The organism is Thermogutta terrifontis (assembly GCF_002277955.1).
GTDB classification, from domain to species: Bacteria; Planctomycetota; Planctomycetia; order Pirellulales; family Thermoguttaceae; genus Thermogutta; species Thermogutta terrifontis.
This window is the reverse complement of sequence record NZ_CP018477.1, coordinates 3,214,244-3,236,960: the sequence shown is the minus strand read 5'-3', so window position 1 is coordinate 3,236,960 and position 22,717 is coordinate 3,214,244. Positions and strand designations below refer to the sequence as shown.

16 protein-coding genes are annotated in these 22,717 nt (G+C 58.5%); 11 read left to right on the top strand and 5 right to left on the bottom strand.

Translation table 11 applies throughout. The features are described from left to right. Nucleotides 1-125: 125 nt before the first annotated feature. The 4 genes from THTE_RS12015 (at nucleotide 126) to THTE_RS12000 (ending at nucleotide 7,295) form a co-directional block, all read left to right on the top strand. Nucleotides 126-1,598: a hypothetical protein gene (locus THTE_RS12015; RefSeq protein ID WP_157732054.1), complete on the top strand. Its 1,473-nt coding sequence runs from the start codon at nucleotides 126-128 to the stop codon at nucleotides 1,596-1,598. 289 nt (nucleotides 1,599-1,887) lie between these two features. Next, nucleotides 1,888-3,951 carry a GAF domain-containing protein gene (locus THTE_RS12010; protein ID WP_095415666.1) on the top strand — a complete coding sequence of 688 codons (2,064 nt, stop codon included), beginning with the start codon at nucleotides 1,888-1,890 and terminating at the stop codon, nucleotides 3,949-3,951. A gap of 106 nt (nucleotides 3,952-4,057) precedes the next feature. Further along, entirely contained in the window at nucleotides 4,058-4,951 is an 894-nt protein-coding gene (locus tag THTE_RS12005; protein WP_095415665.1) for an efflux RND transporter periplasmic adaptor subunit, read from the top strand. Nucleotides 4,952-5,048: 97 nt separating this feature from the next. Next, nucleotides 5,049-7,295 carry an HlyD family efflux transporter periplasmic adaptor subunit gene (locus tag THTE_RS12000; RefSeq protein WP_095415664.1) on the top strand — a complete coding sequence of 749 codons (2,247 nt, stop codon included), beginning with the start codon at nucleotides 5,049-5,051 and terminating at the stop codon, nucleotides 7,293-7,295. A gap of 149 nt (nucleotides 7,296-7,444) precedes the next feature. Here the strand turns inward: THTE_RS12000 and THTE_RS11995 are convergent, their stop codons facing one another. The 3 genes from THTE_RS11995 to THTE_RS11985 all read right to left on the bottom strand — a co-directional run bounded on the left by THTE_RS11995 (nucleotide 7,445) and on the right by THTE_RS11985 (nucleotide 12,160). After that, entirely contained in the window at nucleotides 7,445-8,413 is a 969-nt protein-coding gene (locus THTE_RS11995; RefSeq protein WP_095415663.1) for a type II CAAX endopeptidase family protein, read from the bottom strand. Nucleotides 8,414-8,588: 175 nt separating this feature from the next. Continuing rightward, on the bottom strand, nucleotides 8,589-10,502 hold the full coding sequence (locus THTE_RS11990; RefSeq protein ID WP_157732053.1) for a sulfatase-like hydrolase/transferase: 1,914 nt from the start codon (nucleotides 10,500-10,502) through the stop codon (nucleotides 8,589-8,591). A gap of 254 nt (nucleotides 10,503-10,756) precedes the next feature. After that, nucleotides 10,757-12,160, bottom strand: a complete 1,404-nt coding sequence (locus tag THTE_RS11985; RefSeq protein ID WP_157732052.1) for an MATE family efflux transporter — start codon at nucleotides 12,158-12,160, stop codon at nucleotides 10,757-10,759. Nucleotides 12,161-12,482: 322 nt separating this feature from the next. Between THTE_RS11985 and THTE_RS11980 the strand changes: the two genes are divergently transcribed. The 5 genes from THTE_RS11980 (at nucleotide 12,483) to THTE_RS11960 (ending at nucleotide 18,838) form a co-directional block, all read left to right on the top strand. Then, nucleotides 12,483-12,980, top strand: coding sequence for a PH domain-containing protein (locus THTE_RS11980; protein WP_095415660.1), 498 nt, complete (start codon nucleotides 12,483-12,485; stop codon nucleotides 12,978-12,980). 385 nt (nucleotides 12,981-13,365) lie between these two features. Further along, the gene (locus THTE_RS11975) at nucleotides 13,366-14,580 is read left to right on the top strand and encodes a DUF1573 domain-containing protein (protein WP_095415659.1); all 1,215 of its coding nucleotides are present in this window, start codon (nucleotides 13,366-13,368) and stop codon (nucleotides 14,578-14,580) included. 44 nt (nucleotides 14,581-14,624) lie between these two features. Then, entirely contained in the window at nucleotides 14,625-16,736 is a 2,112-nt protein-coding gene (locus THTE_RS11970; RefSeq protein ID WP_095415658.1) for a multiheme c-type cytochrome, read from the top strand. A 508-nt stretch (nucleotides 16,737-17,244) separates the two neighbouring features. Continuing rightward, complete coding sequence (locus THTE_RS11965) at nucleotides 17,245-18,000, top strand: ThuA domain-containing protein (RefSeq protein ID WP_095415657.1); 756 nt, start codon at nucleotides 17,245-17,247, stop codon at nucleotides 17,998-18,000. A 121-nt stretch (nucleotides 18,001-18,121) separates the two neighbouring features. Beyond that, the gene (locus tag THTE_RS11960; RefSeq protein WP_095415656.1) at nucleotides 18,122-18,838 is read left to right on the top strand and encodes an SDR family oxidoreductase; all 717 of its coding nucleotides are present in this window, start codon (nucleotides 18,122-18,124) and stop codon (nucleotides 18,836-18,838) included. Between the two features lie 147 nt (nucleotides 18,839-18,985). Here THTE_RS11960 and THTE_RS11955 read toward each other — a convergent pair whose 3' ends face one another. After that, nucleotides 18,986-19,894, bottom strand: coding sequence for a DMT family transporter (locus tag THTE_RS11955; RefSeq protein ID WP_095415655.1), 909 nt, complete (start codon nucleotides 19,892-19,894; stop codon nucleotides 18,986-18,988). Continuing rightward, nucleotides 19,881-20,837 carry an FAD:protein FMN transferase gene (locus THTE_RS11950; RefSeq protein WP_157732051.1) on the bottom strand — a complete coding sequence of 319 codons (957 nt, stop codon included), beginning with the start codon at nucleotides 20,835-20,837 and terminating at the stop codon, nucleotides 19,881-19,883. The genes THTE_RS11955 and THTE_RS11950 overlap by 14 nt, the downstream gene beginning before the upstream one ends. Before the next feature lie 430 nt (nucleotides 20,838-21,267). Here THTE_RS11950 and THTE_RS18015 point away from each other — a divergent pair, with 430 nt between their 5' ends. After that, on the top strand, nucleotides 21,268-21,450 hold the full coding sequence (locus tag THTE_RS18015) for a hypothetical protein (protein ID WP_157732050.1): 183 nt from the start codon (nucleotides 21,268-21,270) through the stop codon (nucleotides 21,448-21,450). A gap of 11 nt (nucleotides 21,451-21,461) precedes the next feature. After that, a complete protein-coding gene (locus THTE_RS11940; protein WP_237260130.1) occupies nucleotides 21,462-22,586 on the top strand; it encodes a formylglycine-generating enzyme family protein in 1,125 nt (374 codons plus the stop codon). Nucleotides 22,587-22,717 lie beyond the last annotated feature (131 nt).

Genomic DNA, 22,717 nt, shown 5'->3' with positions numbered 1-22,717 from the left:
AGGGTAATTAGCAGCATCTCCGTATTGTCGTTCCCGGTTCGCTGAAGGAAAAGCCTTTGCCGTCGGCAAAGGTCGGCGTGAGAGCTATTTGTTTTGTTTATCTTACAGGCACGGAGTGCCCGGCCGTGCAACGGATGATCCGAAAGCCGCGACGCGAGTATCCTCCCCGTGGGTGGGAGGTCATCCCGGTTTGGGCCGTGCTGTGTGGGACGCTGGTTTTTTCCGCGACTGCCGAGGCGCAACGGGTGCGGTTCCCTACAGCGTCTTTGAGCACTCAGACCCAGCCACCGACTGGCGGCACCAGCCCTTCTCAAGGGACCTGGACCACCACGTCATCAGGGAGCAATGTTCAGCCGACCGCCCCGGCCCCAAGTGGGAGTGTTTACGGTTCCCCGGCTACCTCAGGAGGAGTGTACGGCACGCAGGTTCAGCCGATGACGCCCGGAGCCGCCACTCCTGTTCCGGGACAGAGTAGCGTTTACGGCGCCGCACCTGCGCCGCAAGGAAATGATGCGATACCCTCCCCGTGGAGCGTTCCTCCGCCCGCCGCACCACCATCGGCCACAGCGCCGCCTGCTTTAAACTATCCCCCAGGGCAGGTGCCGTCTTATGCCCCGGCGGGTCCCGGAGTGGCCCCTGGCCCTGGGGCGATTTACCAGGGCGCGACCCCGCCACCTTCCAACTGGGACCCATATGCCGCTCCCGGCACGGGTACCCAGAGCGTGTTTCCTCAGGGCGGAATATTCCCGGGGGTCGGTGGCCAGGACTTCTACAACACGATGATCAAATTTCGGGAGTCCACCGGATTTCGGTTCACATGGATTCCGGGTAATGGCGGCTCTGAACTCGGCGTGGACGATCTCGAATTGTATTCCACATTTGCCTTCCCTTTTCTGAGCACCGCCGGACCGCCCTTGCGAGTGACGCCGGGATTCACATTCCACTGGTGGAATGGGCCGATCTCTTCCGCACTCCCGCAGTCCCAGGACATGCCCTCAGTCACTTATGACGCCTACCTGGATGCTGCATGGAATCCCCAATTGACTCCCGTGCTGGGAGGTGAACTCAGTTTTCGTATCGGGGTCTATTCCGACTTCAAACGGGTTACGGCAGATAGCCTCCGCTTTCAGGGGACGGGATACCTGACGCTCAATATGACCCCCAACTGGAAACTGAAGGGGGGTGTGATGTACCTGGATCGTGTTCGCATCAAGATGCTGCCTGCCGGGGGAGCCATTTGGGTGGATAACGCGAGTGATCCCAGCATGGAAATCTCCATCCTGTTTCCCAATCCGCGGTTTGCGATGCGACTTCCACGCTCCGTCGGTGCCGACATCTGGTGGTACGTGCGGGGTGATTACGGCGGCGATTCGTGGACGATCAAGCGAACCAGCGGCATCAATGCGGGTGCGACCGAACGAGTCGATTACAACGACCTGCGCCTGGCGACCGGGTTGGACTTCTACCGCATGCGGGGCCTCCGGGGCTATATCGAAGTGGGGTTAGCTTTCTCTCGAGAGCTCGTTTACGAGGCTGGCTGGACCGATAAATATAAACCAAATTCCGCCGTTTTCCTGGGCGGCGGCCTGGCGTTCTGACACGTACCCCATCTCGGCTCAAGTCGTTTCCCCCGAGGGAACACACCGGGCGGGGGTCATGTGGCGGGGTGGTGTTTCGCAACGCTCTGTCTCCAGCGGAGGTCATTCCTGCGCAATCGAGTCGCGATTTGTAAGGTATAGTCTGATAGGAATGTGACAAGGGGTGGGTCGTGGCCGGGTCATCCACAGGGGCGGTTTTCCGGACCGATGGGTTACAATGGAAGTAGAGGATTTACCAAGATTTGGTGTTACGCCCGCCCAGGAGCTTTCCTGACCAGTGTCCACCTGGATGAGCACAGAACAGCCCCTCGATCCCGAACTGATTGAACAGACGCGGCAGCAGATTCGTCAGCTTGTCGCTGAGATAGCACAGCTTTCCTCTCGGGCGGAGTTGGCTCCGGAACAATACTGCGCGGAGTTTCTGCCCAGGGTGGTGACGGCGTTAGCTGCCGTGGGAGGGGCCTTCTGGCTCACCGAGGGCCAGGGACGCCTGAGCCTGGCCTATCAGATGAACCTTCAGCAGACGCGGCTGGCGGAAGACCCCGAAGGACGCCAGCGGCACAATCGTCTGCTTCAGCGCGTGCTTCAAACCAAGGAGCCCCTTCTCGTCCCACCGCAGTCGGGCAGCGGCGAGAACAACGGGGAAGGAAATCCCACGGATTTTCTGCTCATTCTCGGCCCTGTCAAGACCGAACTGGAAGTGGTCGGTCTTGTGGAGGTCTTCCAGCGTCCGGACGCTCCTCCGCCCGCCCAAAAGGGCTATCTGCGATTTTTGACCCAGATGTGCGATCTGGCGGGCGATTATTTCAAGACCCAGCAACTCAAAAGCCTTTCTGATCGTCAGATACTTTGGTCCCGGCTGGAAGAGTTTACCCGTTTGATCCATCAAAGCCTGGACCCCCGTGAAACCGCTTACACCCTGGCGAACGAAGCACGCCGGCTGATCGACTGTGATCGGGTGAGTGTTTCCGTTCGACGGGGACGCCGCCAGGTGATCGAGGCCATTTCTGGCCAGGATGTGGTGAATAAGCGATCGAATGTCGTCAGACTCCTGGGAGATCTGGCGACGGTCGTTGCGGCGGCTCGGGAGAGTGTCTGGTATTGTGGTGATACCTCGCAGTTGGCTCCGCAGATAGAGGATGCGCTCCAGGAGTATGTGGATGAGTCGCATTCCAAGACGGTGATTGTCATTCCCCTGGGGCGGCCGGCACCTCCCCCCACCGATGAAAGCGAGGCTGACCGTCCTGTGGACCGACCGCCGCCGGTGGGCACCATGATCGTGGAGCAAATCGAAGACAGCCGCATCACGCCGCAACTGCGACAGCGTGTCGAAGTCGTTGCCGAGCATGCCGCCATCGCGCTGGCCAACGCGGTGGAACATAACGAGCTTTTTCTCATGCCACTGTGGAAAGCGCTCGGCAAATCACGCCTGGTCACCCAGGCACGAATGCTGCCTCGCGCCGTGCTTTTCGGCGTTCTGGCCGTCCTCGTTTGTCTGATGCTGATTTTCGTACCGTGGCCGTACAAACTTCATGCCCGGGGCACGCTGGAACCCGTCGTGAAACGCGACGTCTTTGCTGGCATTGACGGAGTGGTTGACGAGGTGCTGGTGCAGCACGGACAGCATGTGGAAGCGGGCCAGGTCCTGGCCAGGCTCCGCAATACAGAATTGAAACAGAATATCCTGGAAATCGAGGGCCAATTGGCCTCCAACCAAAAACAGATCGCTACCATTCGGCGGGAACTCGCTGACCTTCGGGCACTCAGTCTTCAGGAGCGGAATCGACTCACCGGGCAACTTGCAGAACTGGAAGCCCGGCAGATCAGCCTCATCGCCCAACGAGCGATCCTCAAAGAAAAGGAGAAGGAACTGACCGTCGTCAGCCCCATTACCGGAGACGTGGTCACGTGGGACGTTTACAACCGGCTCATCAACCGGCCCGTCAATCGGGGTCAGATCCTCATGAGGATCGCCGACACCGCAGGGGATTGGGAGCTGGAACTGCATATGGCTGAAGACCGGATGGGCGAGATCGCCCTCGCCCGCCGTCAGATTCAGCAGCGCGATCCCAACGAGGATCTCACGGTGGAATATGTCCTGGCCACCGATCCCGGTCGGGTACGTATGGGCCGGGTTAAGAACATCTATGCCTCGGCGGAGGTTCTTCCTGAGGAAGGTAACGTGGTCATGATCAAAGTCGCCATCAACAAGGAGGATTTTGATCCCGCTCAATTACGGCCGGGTGCTACCGTGAGCGCCAAGGTTCACTGTGGTACCCGATCCATGGGATACGCATGGTTCCGCGATCTTATCGCATTCATTCAGACGCGGATTATTTTCTACTTGTGGTAAAGGAAACCATGCCTGTCACCCGGCAATAGGAGATCGTACCAGGGATCGGCTGGATTCGTCCGGTCAGATTACAGGGGATCAATCGACAGTTTAACACGGAACAACCATGATGTTATGGTTTGTACTCAATATCGTACTGTGGGGACTTGAGGTGGCTGCACCGTCGGCGGATTCCGCGGTGGTCACTCTCCCGAATTGCCCCGTCTCCATCATTGACGAGGCTCAGGTTCCCGCACGTGTCCAGGGACAGTTGATCGAGCTTTCTGTGAAGGAAGGGGACACTGTTAAACGGGGTGACGTCCTTGGGCGAATTGATGATGCGGTGCTGCAGAAAACCCTGGACGTCAAACGCTATCAACTGGAAGCTGCCAAAAAAGATGCTGACAACGATGTCAATGTGCGCTATGCAAAGTGGGCCAACCTTGTCGCGGATGCGGAATATCAGCAGGCCGTGGATGCCAACAACAGGGCCCCGGGTGCCGTCCCTCAGGCAGAACTACGGCGGTTGCTGCTAGAACGCGGCAAAACCTCGCTGGCGATCGAGCAAGCGGCCCACGATCTGGAAGTCGCCAAACTCACCGTACAGGTTCGTCAGGCGGAGCTGGCTGAGGTCGAGGAGCAGCTCCGAATGTACCAGATCGTGGCCCCTATCGATGGGGTTATTATCAAACGGTTCTTGCATGCCGGGGAATGGGTGAAACCGGGAGATCCCGTTTTTCACGTCGTGCGGATGGACCGGTTGCGGATCGAGGGGATGGTTAGTGCAGAAAAGTACCTGCCGGCCCAGCTCGACAAGGCGCCGGTGGTGTTTGTCGTCAAGCTCCCGCAACTGGGAGAACGACAGTTTCAGGGACAGGTGGTGTACGTCAGCCCCGTGGTCGAAGTGACCGGCGAATTCATGGTATGGGCGGAAATCGTCAATGTTCGGGACGAGCGGAGCGGCCACTGGTTGCTCCGGCCGGGGTTGACCGGCCAGCTTACGATTCGATTGAACCCATGAGCGGGAAGCTCCAGATAAGGACGGCCAAGCATCGGTTCTTGCCGGGATTTGCACATTGTATGTGACGTGTTGATCGCCCTGTGGGCCAAGAGAGCGCATGGTCACACTTGCGGATAGTCTGCTCTCCAGTTCGGCGCGACCTCTTCCGATCCGGAAACGCCCGGATCTGGTGGCCCAGCGTCAGCGCTATGAGGGCGAGGTGTACTGGGTGGTGAAGGATCCGGTCGGCCTCAACTATTTCCGATTCCAGGAAGAGGAATTCTTCATTCTCAACCAGCTCGATGGCCGTTCCAGCCTGGACGAGATCAAGGCCCGTTTTGAAGCGGAGTTCCCCCCGCAGAAGATCACCCTGGAAGAACTCCAGCAGTTCATTGGGATGCTCCATCGGAGTGGTCTGGTGGTGGCGGCAGCCCCCGAACAGGGCCGCCAGTTGCTGAAAAGACGTGCCGAGCGCCGCAAACAGGAGTGGATCAACGCGCTGAGCAATATCCTCGCGCTGCGGTTCCGCGGTATCGACCCCGAGCGGATCCTCAACGCGCTCTATCCCTGGGTGCGGTGGATGTTTCACCCCGCCTTCCTGATTGCATGCGTCATTCTGTGGCTGGCGGCACTGCTCCTCGTGGCTGCGGAGTTTCGCGTGTTTCTTTCTCGACTTCCCAGTTTCTATCAGTTCTTCACCCCGACGAATGCCCTCTGGCTGGCGGTGACGCTGGCGATCACGAAGATTCTCCATGAATTCGGCCACGGTTTGAGCTGCAAGCATTTCGGCGGCGAGTGCCACGAAATGGGCGTCATGCTCCTGGTTCTGACCCCCTGCCTTTACTGCAACGTTTCGGACTCCTGGATGTTGCCCAACCGGTGGCATCGCGCGGCCATCGGAGCTGCGGGGATATTCGTGGAGCTAACGCTGGCGGCCATCGCCACGTTTGTGTGGTGGTTCAGCGAGCCGGGGCTGATCAACCATCTGGCGCTCAATGTGATGTTCATCTGCTCCGTGAGTACGGTGGTTTTCAATGGCAATCCGCTCCTGCGGTATGACGGATATTACGTGCTGGCGGATATCCTGGAGATCCCCAACCTCCGGCAGAAAGCGACGCAGATCCTCAGCCGGACGGCGGCCAAATGGTTCCTGGGATTGGAACTGCCGGAGGATCCCTTTTTGCCGCAGCGTCATCACGCCCTGTTCATCACGTATTCCGTCGCCGCGGCCATCTATCGCTGGGTGGTGGTCCTCTCGATCCTGCTTTTTCTCAATAAATTCTTCAAACCGTATCGACTGGAGATTATCGGTCACGCTATCGCGATTGGCGCGCTGTATGGATTGGTCGTGCATCCGTTGTATCAACTGGGCAAGTTCTTTTATGTGCCGGGAAGGTGGAACGAAGTGAAAAAGCCCCGTTTGATGATGACGCTGGTGGGTTTGGCTCTCCTCGTGGCTTTTGTGGTGTTTGTTCCGCTGCCGTATCGGGTGATGTGCACCTGCGAGATCCAGCCCCAGGATCCGGCCCCGGTGTACGTGGATGTTCCCGGTCGGCTGGAAGAGATTCTGGTTCGGCCGGGACAGCATGTGAAAGCCGGACAACCACTGGCGAAGCTTGCCGACCACGACCTGGAAATTGAAATCGCCCGGCTGGAAAGTCTGTATCGGCAGTATGCGGCGAGGCTCTCCGCGCTGGAACGGCGTCGGAGCGAGGACGAGGCAGCCGCCAACGAGTTGCCCAGTCTTCGCGAAGCCATCCAGACTGTGGCCCAGCAATTGGCGGAGAGAAAAGCGGACCAGCAACGACTTCTTCTCGTTGCCCCCCGCGACGGTGTTGTGGTGCCGCCGCCCTGGAGGGTCACTCATGAAGACCCCGACGCACCTTTGCCGGAGTGGTCCGGAAGTCCCCTGGAACCACAGAATATCGGTGCTCTCCTCAAGGAGGGTGATCTCTTCTGCACAATCGCCGATCCCAACAGGATGGAAGCTATCCTGGTCATCGATCAGGCGGACATCGAATTCGTTCAGCCTGGTTTGTTCGTTCGCATCAAACTCGACGAACTACCCTGGAAAACGTTGACCGGCCACGTGGAGGAGGTGGCCAAGCGAGAGGTGGAAGCCGCTTCACCGCGATTGGCCGGCAAGGCGGGGGGAGAACTTCCCACCAAGACGGATCCGACTACGGGAGTGGAAAAACCGATCGGTACCGTCTATCAGGCCCGCGTGCCGTTGCCCAATCCGGACGGACTGCTGATCCCCGGCCTGCGGGGTCGTGCCAAGGTCCACGTCGATTATGCCCACTGGCTGAGTCTGGGACAGAGAATCTGGCGGTTTGTCACCCGCACATTCAACTTCCGACTGTGATCCACCAGACAGTTGGGCCCTGGGGGAAGAAGTTCCCTGTGACTCGCCAATTCGCTGGCCGTTGCTCCTCAAGGGACCTCTCTTCCCGCACGTCACGCCGGCGCTCCCTTCCAGATGGCTGCCGTGACAAACTGGTTGTCGTATTGAGGCTACGAATTGGACCTCGAAGGCACGCTATGCAGGCCTGCCCGAAGAAGCGGAGCAGCCACCACGTACTCGGTGATCACCATCACAGCAAAGGCTGCCCCCAGCACGATCTGGGGTTGCCCAAAGGAGGGTTCCCAATTGCCGATGGCCATAATGGTGGCCAGCACGTTGTTCATGCCGTGGAGAAGCATCGCCGGGATGACGCTGCCTGTGCGTTCCGTCAGGAGTCCGAGATAAAGTCCGAGAAGTGTGGCGAACGCACCCTGAAGGAAATTGAGGTGCATCGCCCCAAAGAGCACAGCCGTCACCAGAGCTCCGCGCCACGGTCCCCAGCGGCGGGATAATCCGGTCTGGACATAGCCGCGAAAGAGTACTTCTTCACAGATTCCTGGGGCGACACCGATGAACAGGACGGCCGCCAGTCGGCCAAGCGGCCCCATCGCGTTGATTTTGGAAAACATTTCTTCCAGCAAATCAGATTCAGGAAAAATCTTTAGCTGCGTGGCCGCCACGAAAGCCAGTTGCAGGCTGAGCACGCCAATGAAGGAAAGAATGAGCAGACCTGGGGAGGCCACCGGCCGGAACAGTCGAAGTCGTTCGTGCAGCCTTTCACCCTCGATCCACGTGGCACCGCCTGCGAGCAGGGCGAATCCTGCCATGGTTAACGCGGCAGTGGTAAGAAGGTACTCGGGGGCGTCGACGGCCTCACGGAAGACAAATTGCAGGTCCGACGCTGACTCGATCATTCCCGCCCGTACCATGACGCCCAGAACCGCGGCCAGGCCCACCGCCCCGATTTGAACGAAAAGCGAGAGCGCCAACACGAGAAACACCGGCCAGATGCGCGGTTGACGCAAAACCACAGGGACAGCCCTGGGCGACGGGGGAAAGCCTTCTGCGGGAACGACAATCTCCGCGCGGACGATCTCTTCCTCCGCGGGCCCTGGAATCGGTGTTTGATCACTCATCATGATTCTTCCGCGAAACTGGCTTACCGGCGGGAGGTATGCTCTCCGCCCCGGCGGGAAATGCCCGGCCAATTGTCACACGCGACGATGGACCTCATGTATAAAGATAGCCCACCGGGCCCCCGGGAGGCCAGCATGCTCGAGCGATGCAACGGAAAATGTCGCCTTCGAGCCTGTATCACTCACCGACAATGCCGATTTCGGCAGCGGATGCCCACGGGCCGCCGTTGATCTCTGAAAGGATACGGATCCGCACGTACCGTCCACGGGTGGGCGGAATGTTCCGCTCCTGGGCCTCTTTGGTCTTGCTGAATTCAACGCGCGTCGTCGTTGCTTCGGAAAAGTCAGGAGTTTTACTGACCGCTATTTCGCACTCCTTGAAAGTTCCATTCCAGGTGTGGTCCTGGCGCGCCAGGTAGCGGATTCCGCTGACCGTGAACTCTTTGCCAAGGTCAATGACGAGCTCGTGAGGCGGTCGCTTCAAATCCGGCTGAAATTGCGTGTGCCACCAGGTTCGGGGATTACCATCGATAGCGTACCTTGCCAGGCGGTCGTTGCCCTTCGATTCGCTGCTGCAGGAAAGAATGGTGTAAAACTTCCGCGGGATCATGCCGTCCTGCGGCAACCGGTTCACCATGGTGACATTCACCTGTTCCGGGGGTACCTCATCGCCAAATTTGGCCCGACGGTCTTTTTCATTGAGTTCAGGAGCAAAGAAGTCGCCCTCCACCGCGGGCTCGTGTGCCTTTTCCGCCAGTGCGATAAGCTCCTTCAGAATCTCGGGATGGTCCGCTGCGAGGTTTTGTGTTTCGCCGATGTCCCGGGCAAGGTCATACAGCTCCCAGGGTTTGCCCATTCCCGGACGAATGGCTTTCCAATTCTTCTTACGGACAGCAATCTGGCCGCCAAGCTCCCAGTAGAGAAAATCGTGCTGTGGCTGTTTTCGACCGACCACGTCTTCGCCCAGAAGTTCAGGGACGATGGAGATGCCATCGATGTCGGCTGGTGGTGTTGCACCCGCCAGTTCAGCGAGGGTTGGCAGGACATCCGGGAAGTACCAGAGCAGGTCGCTCACCCGACCCGGTTTGATCTGGCCTGGCCAGCACACGATCATCGGCACTCGCAGGCCGCCCTCATAAAGGTTGCCCTTGCCACCGCGAAATTGCTGGCCTGTTCGCGGATCCACGTTGGGCGCGTGAAATCCCCGAGGATGATCGGCATCGCGGAAGTACTCATGGCCGCCGTTGTCGCCGCTGAAAAAGATGATCGTCTTCTCCTCCAGCCCCAATTCCCGCAGCAGATCCCGAATTTCTCCCACGTGGCGATCTACCATGTTCACCATCGCTGCGTACTTGCGGGCGTCGAGCGGCCACGGCTTGTCTTTGTACAGGGCCCAGGCAGGGTCAGTTTCCGGGATGTCATGAATCCCATGGGGTGGCGTGACGGGCAAATAACAGAAGAAAGGATGATCTTTATTCTCGCGAATAAACTTTTTGGCTTCTTCCACAATAAGGTAATGCGAATAGGTGGTGCCGTTGCTCAGGCCGTGGTTGCCTGGCAAAGGGACCTCTACACTGTTTCGGATGAGATAGGGCGGATAGTACGAATGGGCGTGGACTTGATCGTAGTAACCGAAAAAAATGTCGAAGCCATGGCGCTCCGGTACGCCGGTAGAGCCCCGGCCCCCGCACCCCCATTTACCGAACCCACCGGTGGCGTAGCCCACCTGCTTGAGCACCGAAGCGATGGTGGGTTCATCCGCTCGCAAGGGCGTTCCGCCGCCGTTGGTACGGACGGAGGTGTGTCCCGAGTGCTTTCCCGTCATGAGGCAGCATCGGGTAGGCGCGCACAGGGAACTTCCTGCCAGCGCCTGGGTGAAGCGTATCCCTTCCGCCGCCAGTCGGTCGATATTGGGCGTCTGGAAGTGGGGGTGACCCATGTAGGAAAGCTCGTAGTAGCCCAGTTCGTCGGACACGATATAGACGATATTGGGCCGAGGCGGCCATGGACTGGATTTTGTCTCCGCCAGAACCTCGCCCGGGGACAGTCCTCCGAGGTACATCGTCCATAAAACGCCAAGTACGATTGGCATTTGCCATGGTCGCCCTTGCAGGAGACAGCCCGGTAGCGAAGCGCGAGAAACATTCCTTCCTAACCGCAGTGCGTGGGAACACATCTTCATGACACTCCTCCCCGATCGTTAGCTGATGACAACCAGATCGCCGGTGCGGTTTAGCAACCCCAAGCTGGCGACGCTGGGCTGAGACGATTCTTAATTGGGCGTTAACGGATAGAACACCGTGTTTAGTGTAGCTGACACGCTGGTCTTAATAAACTCGGCCAGCTCTACACGCGGATGGTTTTCCACCCTCCGTGGACAAATCGCCAGGTTGTCAGGCAGGCACGGAGATAGAGATCCGCCACCATGGCGTACCACGCCCCAAGAACACCCAGTCCCCATCCCGGCACGGGGAGGGCGACGCCGGGCAACACCACCCCCGGCAGCGTCAGCCAGTACGCACCGGGAATTCTTACCCCCAGCAATCCGATCAGGCTGAATAACAGCGGCCAGCGGGTGTCACCGGCACCGCGTAAAGCACCCGAAAATATCGTGACGAAAACCAGGGGAGGAATGCCCACTGCGATTGTGCGGAGCAGCGGCGCCGCTAGGTGAGCGATATCGCGCTGGTGGTCGCCCACCATGAGGCTGGCAAGCTGGAGGGGAAACGTATAGAAAAGAATGGCTCCCGTGCCCATCACCAAACCCGCCAGAACGCATGCGGCGATAACGCCTCGGGTGGCCTTATGAGGCTGGCGTGCGCCCAGATACTGGCCGGTCATGGTGGCCGCCGCCACCTGGAAGGCAGCACCGGGGAGAAAGGCCAGCGATTCAATGCGAAGGGCGACTCCGTGCGCGGCGGCCGCCTTGTCTCCCAGCGCGTTGACAATGGCCACAAACCATAACTGGCAGAGAATCATTGACAGGGTTTCCAGCCCTCCCGGGATACCTACCCGAAGCAGCCGATAAACCAGCTTGCCCTGATAACGAAACATCCTCCAGCGAAGCCGCAGTCCGGCCAGTCCCCTTACGAGAATGAGCAGCGTCACCACACCTCCCACACAGTAGCCGCATGCCGTCCCAAAAGCGATGCCTTCCCAGCCCCAGCGGGGACAGGGTCCAAAACCGAGGCAGAAGGCCCAGCTCACCGCGATGTTCACAATGTTGACAATGGTCATGATGATGAGCCCCTGAACCATCGCCCCGGCTCCGCGTAAACAAGCGATCCCCACCGCACTGAGCATCACGAACGGCATGGCCGGGATGACGATTTCCCAGTAACTTTGAGCTGCCTTTGCCGAGGTTCCTTGGAGCTGGAGAAACGCGATGATCTTCGGCCCCAGCACGGCTGCCAGGATTGCCGACGGCACGGCCACCAGGAAACCTACCAACAGGGCCTGGTGCATGAACCGCTCCGCCATCATGATCCGACGAGCTCCCACATACCGGGCCACCAGCGCAGAGGCCCCAATCGCGACCACGCTGAAAAGTCCATAGAGCAGCCACAGGAGGTAGGCCATCAGATTGACGGCCGCCAGATGGGATTCGCTGAGATAGTGCCCTGTCAGGATCGTGTCCGAAAAGCCTACAAGCAGGGCCAGCCCCTGCTCCAAGAGCACCGGCCAGGAAAGCCGCAACAACGGCCGATAGACGCCCGGTTCATCAATCCAATCGTTGACAGGAGCAGCCATGCGCTCAAAAAGAAGGAGGTATGCCAGCGGGTGGATGAAATGTCTTCCCACGCGGCTTGCGCGATGGGCAAGATATCCAGTTTAATCGGTCCGCCGTAGGTTGTGACCCAGGAGGCCTTCCGCGACTGATTGCGGACAGAGCCACCTATGACCGACAGTCGGTTCGCGCGATAATGGTCTCGCAATTTGTCCAGGCTGTCTCCACGCTCACAACCGGGGGTGACGTGCGATCCGCCTCTTGGCCGCTCTGTAGCTTGCGTGTGCCACGCGGGCGGAATGTTCTCAAACCAGACAAGATCCGAAACTAACGCAGCTTTCAGCAATGCGCTATCGCAACACGCAATACGGTCGATGGTACCTTCTCGTGCCTGGGATTGTGCTCTATTTGCTCATTTTGGATTTTTTTCTTCCAGGCAAGCCAATCCCCTGGTGGACGTATTTTCTGGTCGCCGGGATTGTTGGGGGCATCACCCTCTGTTTTACCTCGCTGACCATCTACGACGGGGGAGATGCCCTGGTGGTCCAGTTTGGGCCGATTCCCCTTCTGCGGAAGCGCATTCCGTATAAAGCAATCACGCGGGTGGAAAAAGGCCGCACCACATTACTGGACGGTTGGGGCATTCATTATCGCCTCGGCTGGGGATGGACGTATAACGTTTGGGGTTTCGATTGCGTAAGAGTTTTTTGCGGGAAAAAAGTATACAACCTCGGGACGGACGATCCCGATGGTTTCCTCGCGTTCCTTCAGGAGCAGATCTCGTCCCGGAAAACCGCGGAGCCCACCTTCGACGTGGTCGACGAGGCGGGAGATTCAGAATAATCCGCGTCAAGCCCAGTGGCGAAAGCCCACGCTCCGTTCATGCCTGTCACAGGGAATTTGGCCATGACAACGGCTGGCCCGGGCCTCTGGGGCCACCCGAGGCGACGCCGTCGAGGTTTATTTGCCACTTCTTATCTGAACTATTGCCGTGCCAAAAAACCAACCGGGATGGCATCCGTATGTAGAATACGAGAAAGACGCCGGGTGGCGCGGCAACTTGTTCCGGCCATGCTAAATGATAGGAATTCCGGCGGCGGACGCCCGTGTGGTAACAATCCCGCTCATTCCGCAGGACGGTGCTGAAAGGCACAACAGCGGGGTGGGCGAACAGGTGAGAATCTTTTGTATCTGAAAGATAACACCGAACAATGACCGGAGGAACACCATGCGACGGTTAAAACTCGTGGGGCTGGTCGTTCTGGTGGCGGCGGTCGCAGGGGTAGTCGTGGGCTTGGCGCTGGGCTGGGCCAGCGTGGAGTATCGGCCATGGCCCGGCTATCCTGTTTTGGCGGAAGCCCAGCCTGCGGCATCGGCTAATGTCCAAGCGGGTGCGAAATTCGAACAGGAGGTTTCGGGAGTTGCAGAGCCCAGGGTCGAAGTGCCGGAAGACACCTACGATTTTGGCAGGATCGAATCTAACTCGGTCGTTCGGCATGAATTCGAGATTCGCAATGTGGGCTCCGCACCGCTCCGGCTGACCAAAGGGGATAGCTCCTGCCGCTGCACCGTGCTCAATTTTGAAGAGGCCGAACTAGGCCCGGGCCAGTCCATAAAAATCGCACTCGAGTTTAACGGGAAGGACTACGTCGGGCCGGTCACCCAGCATGCCACGCTGTACACGAACGACCTGCGAAGACCCCAGGTGAAACTCACCGTCAAGGCGGATGTTGTCCGCTCCATAAGGGTGGTGCCCGCGGAGATCGTTTTTACTCGCGTGGTGCGAATGCAGCCGGCTGTTGGGGAAGCCAAGATTTACATCTTTCGCCAGCAGCCTGTAAAAATTAGCCAGCCGGAGTTGGCATTCCAGGACGAAACGGCGAACTTTTTCAGCCTGGAGCTATCCCCTCTTTCGGAGGGAGAACTAACCGTCGAGCCGGGGGCCAAGGCTGGGTATCGGCTGCTCGTTCGGCTCAAACCAGGCTTGCCTCTTGGACCGTTTCAGCAGAAAATCCGCCTGCATACCGATCAGAAAGATTCTCCCGAGCTGGAGATCCCCGTTCAGGGGCGAGTGGAAAGTGACGTGAACATCGTGGGGGCGGGGTGGGATTCCTCGCGGGGGATCCTCCACATTGGGCGTGTGAACCGCCAGACCGGGGCAGAACGCCGGGTGATGCTGCGGTTGGCCGCCCTGCCCGACGAAAAGTTGGAATTCCATGTCGAAAAAAGTGTTCCAGAATTCCTGGAAGTTACCGTCGAGGCCGATCGGATTGTGCACAAGGATGTAACGATGCTGGTGCCCATTGTGATCAGAATTCCACCGGGAGCAGGGCCCGCCAACTATTTTGGCCTGGATGAGCCGAACCTGGGGCGAGTCATCATTAAAACGAATCATCCTGACGCCCCCGAGGTCAAGATCCTTGTCCGCTTCGCCATCGAGTGAATGTGACACACTTCCTTCACCGGAGAAAAAGAAGGAGACCTGAAATGTCACGGAGTGGTTATCGCGGCACGGCGGCCGTCACGGTTTGCACCATTTCTTTTTTTGCCGGAATGGTGGCGGCGATTGAGCTGGGCTGCGAGCGTTCCCCACCTCCCCAGCCCATCCCCCGGAAGTCGGCGGCTTCCGGCCTGGCAACACCGCCCCCGGAAGAGTCACCATCGGCGGTAGCCGGAACTGCGGCGGTTCCAGGGAAAGCGGCAGTTCCTCCGACGCCTGCTCCGCGGAGTGAGTCTCCCGCGTCTTCCTCGGCGGCAAGTTGGGTGAAGCAACCGGAAACACTCTCTGCCGGAGCGCCGTCGGCGGTTCCTTCGGGTTGGATCATCCCCGATGAACAGCCCGCACACGCCGTCGCCCAAGCCGGTGAGAGGTCGGAGGCCCCTGCTTCTCAGGCAGCGCCACCTCCGGCAACTTTTGTCCCCGCTGTACCGACTATGAACGTGCAGGGCGAACTGCCGAAACAAGCTGAGCGAGGGCTTCCCAAGGCGGTCGTCTCAGAGGCTGCACCCGGGGAAGCCCTTCCTAATCCGCTACGGGGCGGCGGTCGTCCAAAAGGCCAGTTGCCCAGTTCACCCATTGAGACCTCCTCCGCGTCATCGCCGCCACCATTGCAGCCTGCCGCGGTGATACCCGCTGCCCAGTCGCAGACCCCGGCCGGCTCTTCATCGGGGTTCAAACGTCGTCTGGAGCGTCCGCCATTTGACCCCATCAAGGAAAATGGTCAATTCTTTGTGGGCTGGACGAAACCCCAGGTCGCACTGGTCTTTACGGGGCGTCAGGACGGCTACTTTGAGCCCTGCGGGTGCGCCGGCAAGGAACGTATGAAGGGCGGGTTGAGTCGGCGACACACGATGATCCGGCAGCTTCGTGAGCAAGGTTGGCCGCTGGTGGTGATGGATGTCGGGGGACTTATCAAGGGATTTGGTAAGCAGACAGAGGTCAAGTTTCAGGTCACCGTGGATGCCCTGCGGGTGATCGGTTACGAAGCGATTAATTTGGGACACAACGACTTGCGGCTACCCGCCCCGCTTCTCCTCTCGGTGGTCGCGCCCGTCGGTCAGCAACAAAGTGAATTCGTTTCGGCGAATGTGGCCTTGTTCGATTTCTCAGCAGATCAGTGGATGTCTCGTTATCGGGTTGTGGAAGCCGGCGGCAAGCGCGTGGGGATAACCGCCGTCCTCGGCAAAAGCTATCAGCAGGAGATTCGGAATCCTGATCTCGCCTTTATGGACCCCGAGGAAGCGCTGGCCAAGATTGTCCCGCAGCTTAAATCTCAGGCAGACATCCTGGTTCTGCTGGCCGACGCTGCCGACGAAGAGGCGTTTACCCTGGTCAAAAAGTTCCCGGAATTTAACGTCCTGGCAACCACCGATGGTCCCGCGGAACCTCCCGGTTCTCCCCGCTTCGTGCCCGATACCAAAACACTCCTGGTCCGCGTGGGGGAAAAAGGGATGGCCGCGGCTGTTCTAGGATTTTATGACAATCCCGATCAGCCTGTCGCTTACCAGCGGGTCATTCTGGATTCACGGTATCCCGATTCTCCTGAGATGAAGCAGATGATGGTGACCTACCAGAATCAGTTAGAAACCCTTGGGCTAGCCGGTCTGGAAATCCGTCCTGTTCCCCATCCCCGACGCGAAATCCAGGGAGATTATGTCGGCTCGGAAAAATGCGCCAACTGCCACGAGAAGTCATACCTGATCTGGAAGAAGTCGGGCCACGCAAAGGCCTGGGACACGCTGAAAAACCTGGATCCGCCGAGAACGTTCGATCCCGAGTGTATCAGTTGCCACGTGACAGGCTGGCACCCCACCCGGTATTTCCCCTACATCTCCGGATTCCTTTCTGAGAGGGAGACACCCCAACTCATCGACGTTGGATGCGAGTCCTGTCACGGACCAGGCGGGGAGCACGTAGCGGCCGAAATGGGAAGTGACATCGAGCGACAAAGAAGGGCCGCCCAGGCGATGATTGTGACCAAAGAGGAGGCTGAAAACTCCGAGGTGCATAACTGTCGGAACTGCCACGATCTGGATAACAGCCCCGACTTCGACTTCGCCAAATACTGGCCGCTGGTGGAACATTACGAAAAAGAATAGTCCCTCCCGGGTGTCTGGCGGGACTCCGTGAAAGGCGTCCCTTCAATAGGTGTGAGTTCCACGCTAAGCGAACGTTCCGGTTGCATTCGCACCATGCGAGGGACTGGAGGGCCTGGCTCCACTCGAGCCACGGTGGTTTGCGGTGTTTTGCCGCGACCACGACAACCAGTCCACTGGTAGGGGCCATTCATGAATGGCCCCTACAATCTCGGAGGGACGTACTTGTCACGTCCGCGATTTAACGTCCGATGATCCATCCTCTTTCACCGGGCACAACGAGCGTGCCCCTCCATTTCGTTCACCTGCTTGACGGTGACGCATTTCCTGCCTACAGTGGGCGGGTGTTGTGGCGTGATCTGAGGCGTCAGCTCAAACGGGGAGACAAAATCTCTCGGCTAAGCTATCAAATGAGCTTCCGAGGGAACCGCTCACGGCGCCGTCTGTGTTGCGCATCCGGACATCAGGCGACAATTGTCATCGATTACGACCGATCACAGGAGACCGACCCATGAGACAGCGTGTGGCTCTGCTGATTGCGGGACTGGTGATGTGGGGTTTTACAGGGAATGGCTTTGCCGAGGGGACCGATGGTCATTCCGGCAAGATACGTGTCCTGCTGACTTACGGGGGGCACGGATTCGAGGAAAAGCCGTTCTTCGAAATGTTCGACAAGATGGAGGGGATTGAATACAAAGCCATCAAACTTCCGGACCAGGCCGACATGCTCAATCCCGCCGCCGCCGAGCAATTCGATGTGATCGTCATGTACGACATGGTGCCTCGCATCACGCCCCAGCAGCAGGAAGCCTTTGTCGCCCTGCTCAAAAAGGGAATCGGAGTTGTTTCGCTCCACCACAATATGGGAGCCCACCGCGATTGGGACGAGTTCCGCAAGATCATCGGAGGAAAATTCATCCTGCAGGAGTGCGTGATCGACGGGCAAACATACAAACCCTCGGGCTGGGCGCATGGCCAGGATTACAAAGTGATCATCGCTGATCCGGAACATCCCATCACTCGAGGATTGAAAGACTTCGTCATCCATGACGAAACCTACAAGGATTACTATACCGCTCCCAATGTTCACGTCATACTCAAGACCGACTGTCCCAACAATGATCCGGAAATTGGATGGGTCACTTCGTATGGCAATAGCCGGGTGTTTTACCTCATGCTGGGGCACGATCATCTTGCCTGGAGCAACCCCAATTATCCCATCCTGTTGAAACGTGGGATTGAATGGGCGGCAGGACGGTTGAAGTAACACCGCTTGCGGCTCTCTTTTGACGCCGTTGGACCTGATCCATTCTCAGGCATTTCGGGCTGGATCCGTGTCTTTTGAGGGATAAGCGCCTTCGACCGTAGCAATTTCTTGAGAGGATGCCATGGCTGGCAATGAACGGAAGGTGATCGTGATCACGGGCGTCAGTCGCGGGCTGGGCCGGGCCATGGTGGACCGGTTCATCGCTCTCGGGCATACGGTGGCAGGCTGTGCCCGCTCGGCGTCCGCAGTGGAAGAACTTTCCACGATTTACGGCCCGCCGCACATGTTTGGCAAAGTGGATGTGGCCAACGACCAGGCGGTGGCGGAGTGGGCCAGGGAAGTCATCGCTGCACTGGGTCCGCCCGATCTGCTTATCAACAATGCGGCCTTGATCAACCGCAATGCCCGACTTTGGGAAGTTCCGCCCGGGGAATTTGAGCAACTGCTACGCGTGAACATCGGTGGCATTTATCACACGATCCGCCATTTTGTCCCCGCAATGCTGGGGCGGAAACGCGGGGTCGTCGTTAATTTCAGCTCTTACTGGGGAAGATCTGCGGCGGCGGAGGTTGGCCCGTATTGTGCCACCAAATTCGCGGTCGAAGGACTCACGCAGTCGTTAGCGGCAGAGCTTCCACCCGATCTCGCAGCGGTGGTCGTCAACCCAGGGATCATTGACACGGCCATGCTGCGAAGCTGCTTCGGTCCCGAGGCCGCCAATTACCCCAAACCCGGTGATTGGGCCCGGCGCGTGGTGCCCTTCCTGCTCTCACTTGACCGGCGTCACAACGGACAGTCTCTCACGGCACCGTGGTCGGAACGACCGGAGGATATCTGAGACCGGCTGTCTGCCCGGTAAACCGACTTGAATCATGGGAAAGCCGCGCTTGAGCGAAGCACCGCAGTGCCATCCCGCGGGGCAGTCCAACTCCGGTAGGCCCGGCCAACGGGATCTTTTTGCCACTCGAGAGCTGGTTGGCGGTTCTTAATGGGACGTGGTGTTGTTGCCGCCGGCGACATATCGGAGAAACAATCCCAGCAAGATGCAGGTTCCGCCTGCCAGAGTCCACCAGGCCGGGCGTTCGCCCCAAACAAGATACGCCCAAATAGGATTGAGGATCGGCTCCAGAAGTCCAATGAGCGCAACTTCGTGACTGGGAATTACTTTGAGCCCCGTCGTGAGGAGAAGATAGGGGATGGCCATCTGGACGACGCCAAAGGTGACAAGCCAGGCCAGTTGAAAGGGGGTGGGCCAGTAGCCGAGAAGCAGCACAAGCGGAGCCAGTACGACTGCCGAGGCCGCGTGATTAAGGGCCACAAGCCAGGCCGAGTTTTCTTCACGAAGTTGCCGAAGTGTCACAATCACGCCACCGTAGCAAATTCCGGAGAGCAATCCCGCGATGACGCCCAGTTGGGAAAGTTTTTCCGTACGGGTGAGCTCGAAGGTCAGAATCAGGGCCACCCCGGCAAACGCGGCCAGGAACGGCAGGAAATCTCTTTTTTGAAGTGGCTCGCGGAACAGAAAAAGGCATGAAAGAAGTACCCAAAAGGGGGCCGTACTTTCCAGCCAAATGGCGTTCGCCGCCGTGCTGAGGACCATCGCCGTCAGGAAGGTGATGTTCATTCCGGCAAATGATATGACCATAGGAACAAGCATCGGCCGAAAACGAACGCCACGAACCAGCGGTAACAAAACGATTGCAGCGGCCAGCGTTCGCCAGAATCCGAACATGGCGCCGCGCCATTCTATTGGCCAGTTATCAAAAAAGTGGGATTTGGTGAAGAAGCCGCTAGTGCTCCAGAGAATGACCGCTCCCACCACGCACAACCGGGCCGCGGTTTTGCTGAGGGAAGCAGAGCTCAGGACTTCTGAGGTGTGATCACGGCTGGGCATCCGGTGTTTCCCCACTCAACTCCTTCCACTGTTTCGACGTATGGACTTCGGTGTGATCTCCCACAAGCCGCAGATAAAGGGCGGCCGCATCCGGAAAAGTATCCACCCAGGCCAGCCCTCTTTCCGGTCCAAGAACACTGACCGCCGTGGCCAAAGCATCGGCCAGGGTCGCATTTGGGGCAATTACCGTCACCTCGCTTTGGTCGGTCAGGCCTACGCCAGTTCGTGGATCGACGATGTGCGAGTAGCGTTTCCCGCCAATGACCACAAAGCGGTAACGATCGCCCGACGTCGCTATGCCACACCGTGCCCGCCGCACAAAGTAACTTGGCGGCTCTCCCGGCTTCATGGCTGCCACGGCAACACTCCAATGGCCGCGATCGGGTGGAGACTCGCCCAGCCCGAGGTCGCCTCCCAGATCGATCAATGCTGAAGGCACACCTTCCTGCCGCATGACCTTAAGGGCTGCATCAATGGCATAGCCCTTCGCAACAGCACCGAAATCCAGTCGCATTCCCGGCCGCAGGAGCTCCACAGCCCGATCTTCGGGATAGAGTCGCACAAACTGATACCCCACTGCCTGACGTGCTTCGTCAAAGCGATAGGCGGGGGGCATCTCGCGGGACATGCGGGCCCTTCGCCACAGTCGCACAATCGGGCCGATTGTGACATCAAACGCCCCTGCGGTTTGCTCAGAGATCTTGAGGCTGAACGTGAGGAGCTGCCACAAATCGTCGCTGACCTGCACCTTTTTCCCCGTTCCTGCCGTCTCACAAAGGCGGCGGACCTCACTGGTTGGGTCATAGTCGCTGAAAATCGCGTTGAGCTGGTGGATGCGAGCGATCGCCCGGGCCATTGCCCGGTCGGCAACCACGCCGTCGGGATGGTAGCAAATGATTCGCAGGGGAGCAGCCATCTCCTCGGCTTCACGGAGCCATCGCACCGGAGGACGGCTCGCAGAGGGGGTAAGCGTCAGTTGCTGGCTAGCCGGGTGCTCGGGCGCGGTTGACGTCTCGGATGGGGATGGGCGTGAAGGCTCAGCACCGGCGATCGGACCTGGCAGGCAGCACATTATCGGCACAATGACAAACGCGGCTGGCAGTAATCTGCTGTCGAACACCGCGTGTTGACAACGCTTCTTCAAAGTGGTCCCGGTGAGGAAAGAAAAGCCACGCATATCAATTTTCCAATGATTGTCGTGATTGACGCTGTTTGACCCGTGCGTTCCGGCGCCAGATATTCCAAACCGTTTGCAGGGGGGTTGGCAGCGGTTTACAATACGGGTTATTATCGACGACGGATGGGAACCCTCCAAGGTTCGGCTCGAACGAATTTCCCATGAGCCAGGTCAGACGAGGAATGCGGGCGGGCACATGACCAGATCCATCCTGGACCATAAGCCGGAAAGTCATTTGGCCCGTCCGATCATCAGTCTCACCCTGTGCGTAGCAATGTCGATAGGCATCGAGGAACTGCACTGCCCCCTGGAATGGCGCGGTGCAGGGTTGGATATCGGTCAGGTTCGGTTCAGTTGGTCACGAGGTGCTGTTAGATGAGGGACACCCAAATGCGCTCCTGGTTATGGGTTGGTGTGGGAACAGTGGTGCTGGGATGGGGGATGACATCCCTTTGGGCTGAGGAAGGAACCGGACAAAAAGTCAACCCGGCTGAAGACCTGGTCATCAAATGGCTGCCCGAACCATATCCTGTGCCCAATGCGGATGCGAAAACCGAGGCGGAGATGAAGCCTTACACGGAAGTGATTGTGGGCACAGATATCAAATTCGATATGGTACCGATCCCGGGTGGAAAGTTCCTGATGGGAAGCCCGGAGAATGAACCCGGCCGAAAACCCGACGAGGGGCCGCAGCACGAGGTGGAAATTGAACCTTTCTGGATGGCGAAGTACGAGACGCTCTGGGACGCTTACGAGACATGGTCTTTCGAGCTGGATAAGCGGCGTCGGGAGCAGACGAAAGAGCCTGCTACCAAGTGGGATGAAATCGCCGACGCGATTGCTCGCCCCACTCCGCCTTATACCGATATGTCTTTCGGCATGGGTAAAAAAGATCGGCCTGCCGTGTGCATGACGCTCTACGCCGCCCAGCACTTCTGCAAGTGGCTCTGTGCGAAAACGGGCCGTTATTACCGGCTGCCAACTGAAGCTGAATGGGAATATGCCTGCCGGGCGGGAACCACGACGGCTTATTCGTTTGGAAATGATCCCGCGAATCTGGATGATTACGCCTGGTATTTCGACAACAGTGACGACAAATATCACAAAGTCGGAGAAAAGAAGCCGAATCCGTGGGGGCTTTATGACATGCACGGCAATGTCGCGGAGTGGGTGCTCGATCAGTATGTGCCCGATGCTTATCAAAAATTCGCGGGCAAGACCGTGAAGAATCCCATTGTTCCGGTTACCAAGGAGTTCCCGGTGGTGGTGCGGGGCGGCTCCTGGATGGATGATCCCGAGATGCTCCGCAGTGCCGCCCGGCGTGCTTCTCATCCGGACTGGAAAATGCAGGACCCGCAAATCCCGCAAAGCATCTGGTATCTCACAGATGCGCCTTTTGTGGGGTTCCGCGTTGTTCGCCCGCTGCGATTGCCGACCGAAGAGGAAGCCAAGCTCTACGAACCCGATCCCGAAATCCTGCGGAATTATCGGAAGGCCCAGGGCGGTAAGCAGTGAGGGTTTTGCGCCGAGTTGGTTGTGGGCCCTTGCGTTGGCAATTCCTCGGGATTAACTTGGAAGGCGAGTTTTCCGGTTTTTATCAGCATTGGGACAGAGACAACCCAACGCTTTGCCGGTTAAGTCCAGTG

What these genes read in the sequence shown, in the direction of transcription:
- THTE_RS12010 (WP_095415666.1), top strand. Translation starts at nt 1,888, where the DNA reads ATGAGCACAGAACAGCCCCTCGATCCCGAACTGATTGAACAGACGCGG.
- THTE_RS12005 (WP_095415665.1), top strand. Translation starts at nt 4,058, where the DNA reads ATGATGTTATGGTTTGTACTCAATATCGTACTGTGGGGACTTGAGGTG.
- THTE_RS12000 (WP_095415664.1), top strand. Translation starts at nt 5,049, where the DNA reads ATGGTCACACTTGCGGATAGTCTGCTCTCCAGTTCGGCGCGACCTCTT.
- THTE_RS11995 (WP_095415663.1), bottom strand. Translation starts at nt 8,413, where the DNA reads ATGATGAGTGATCAAACACCGATTCCAGGGCCCGCGGAGGAAGAGATC.
- THTE_RS11990 (WP_157732053.1), bottom strand. Translation starts at nt 10,502, where the DNA reads ATGCCAATCGTACTTGGCGTTTTATGGACGATGTACCTCGGAGGACTG.
- THTE_RS11985 (WP_157732052.1), bottom strand. Translation starts at nt 12,160, where the DNA reads ATGGCTGCTCCTGTCAACGATTGGATTGATGAACCGGGCGTCTATCGG.
- THTE_RS11980 (WP_095415660.1), top strand. Translation starts at nt 12,483, where the DNA reads ATGCGCTATCGCAACACGCAATACGGTCGATGGTACCTTCTCGTGCCT.
- THTE_RS11975 (WP_095415659.1), top strand. Translation starts at nt 13,366, where the DNA reads ATGCGACGGTTAAAACTCGTGGGGCTGGTCGTTCTGGTGGCGGCGGTC.
- THTE_RS11970 (WP_095415658.1), top strand. Translation starts at nt 14,625, where the DNA reads ATGTCACGGAGTGGTTATCGCGGCACGGCGGCCGTCACGGTTTGCACC.
- THTE_RS11965 (WP_095415657.1), top strand. Translation starts at nt 17,245, where the DNA reads ATGAGACAGCGTGTGGCTCTGCTGATTGCGGGACTGGTGATGTGGGGT.
- THTE_RS11960 (WP_095415656.1), top strand. Translation starts at nt 18,122, where the DNA reads ATGGCTGGCAATGAACGGAAGGTGATCGTGATCACGGGCGTCAGTCGC.
- THTE_RS11955 (WP_095415655.1), bottom strand. Translation starts at nt 19,894, where the DNA reads ATGCCCAGCCGTGATCACACCTCAGAAGTCCTGAGCTCTGCTTCCCTC.
- THTE_RS18015 (WP_157732050.1), top strand. Translation starts at nt 21,268, where the DNA reads ATGACCAGATCCATCCTGGACCATAAGCCGGAAAGTCATTTGGCCCGT.
- THTE_RS11940 (WP_237260130.1), top strand. Translation starts at nt 21,462, where the DNA reads ATGCGCTCCTGGTTATGGGTTGGTGTGGGAACAGTGGTGCTGGGATGG.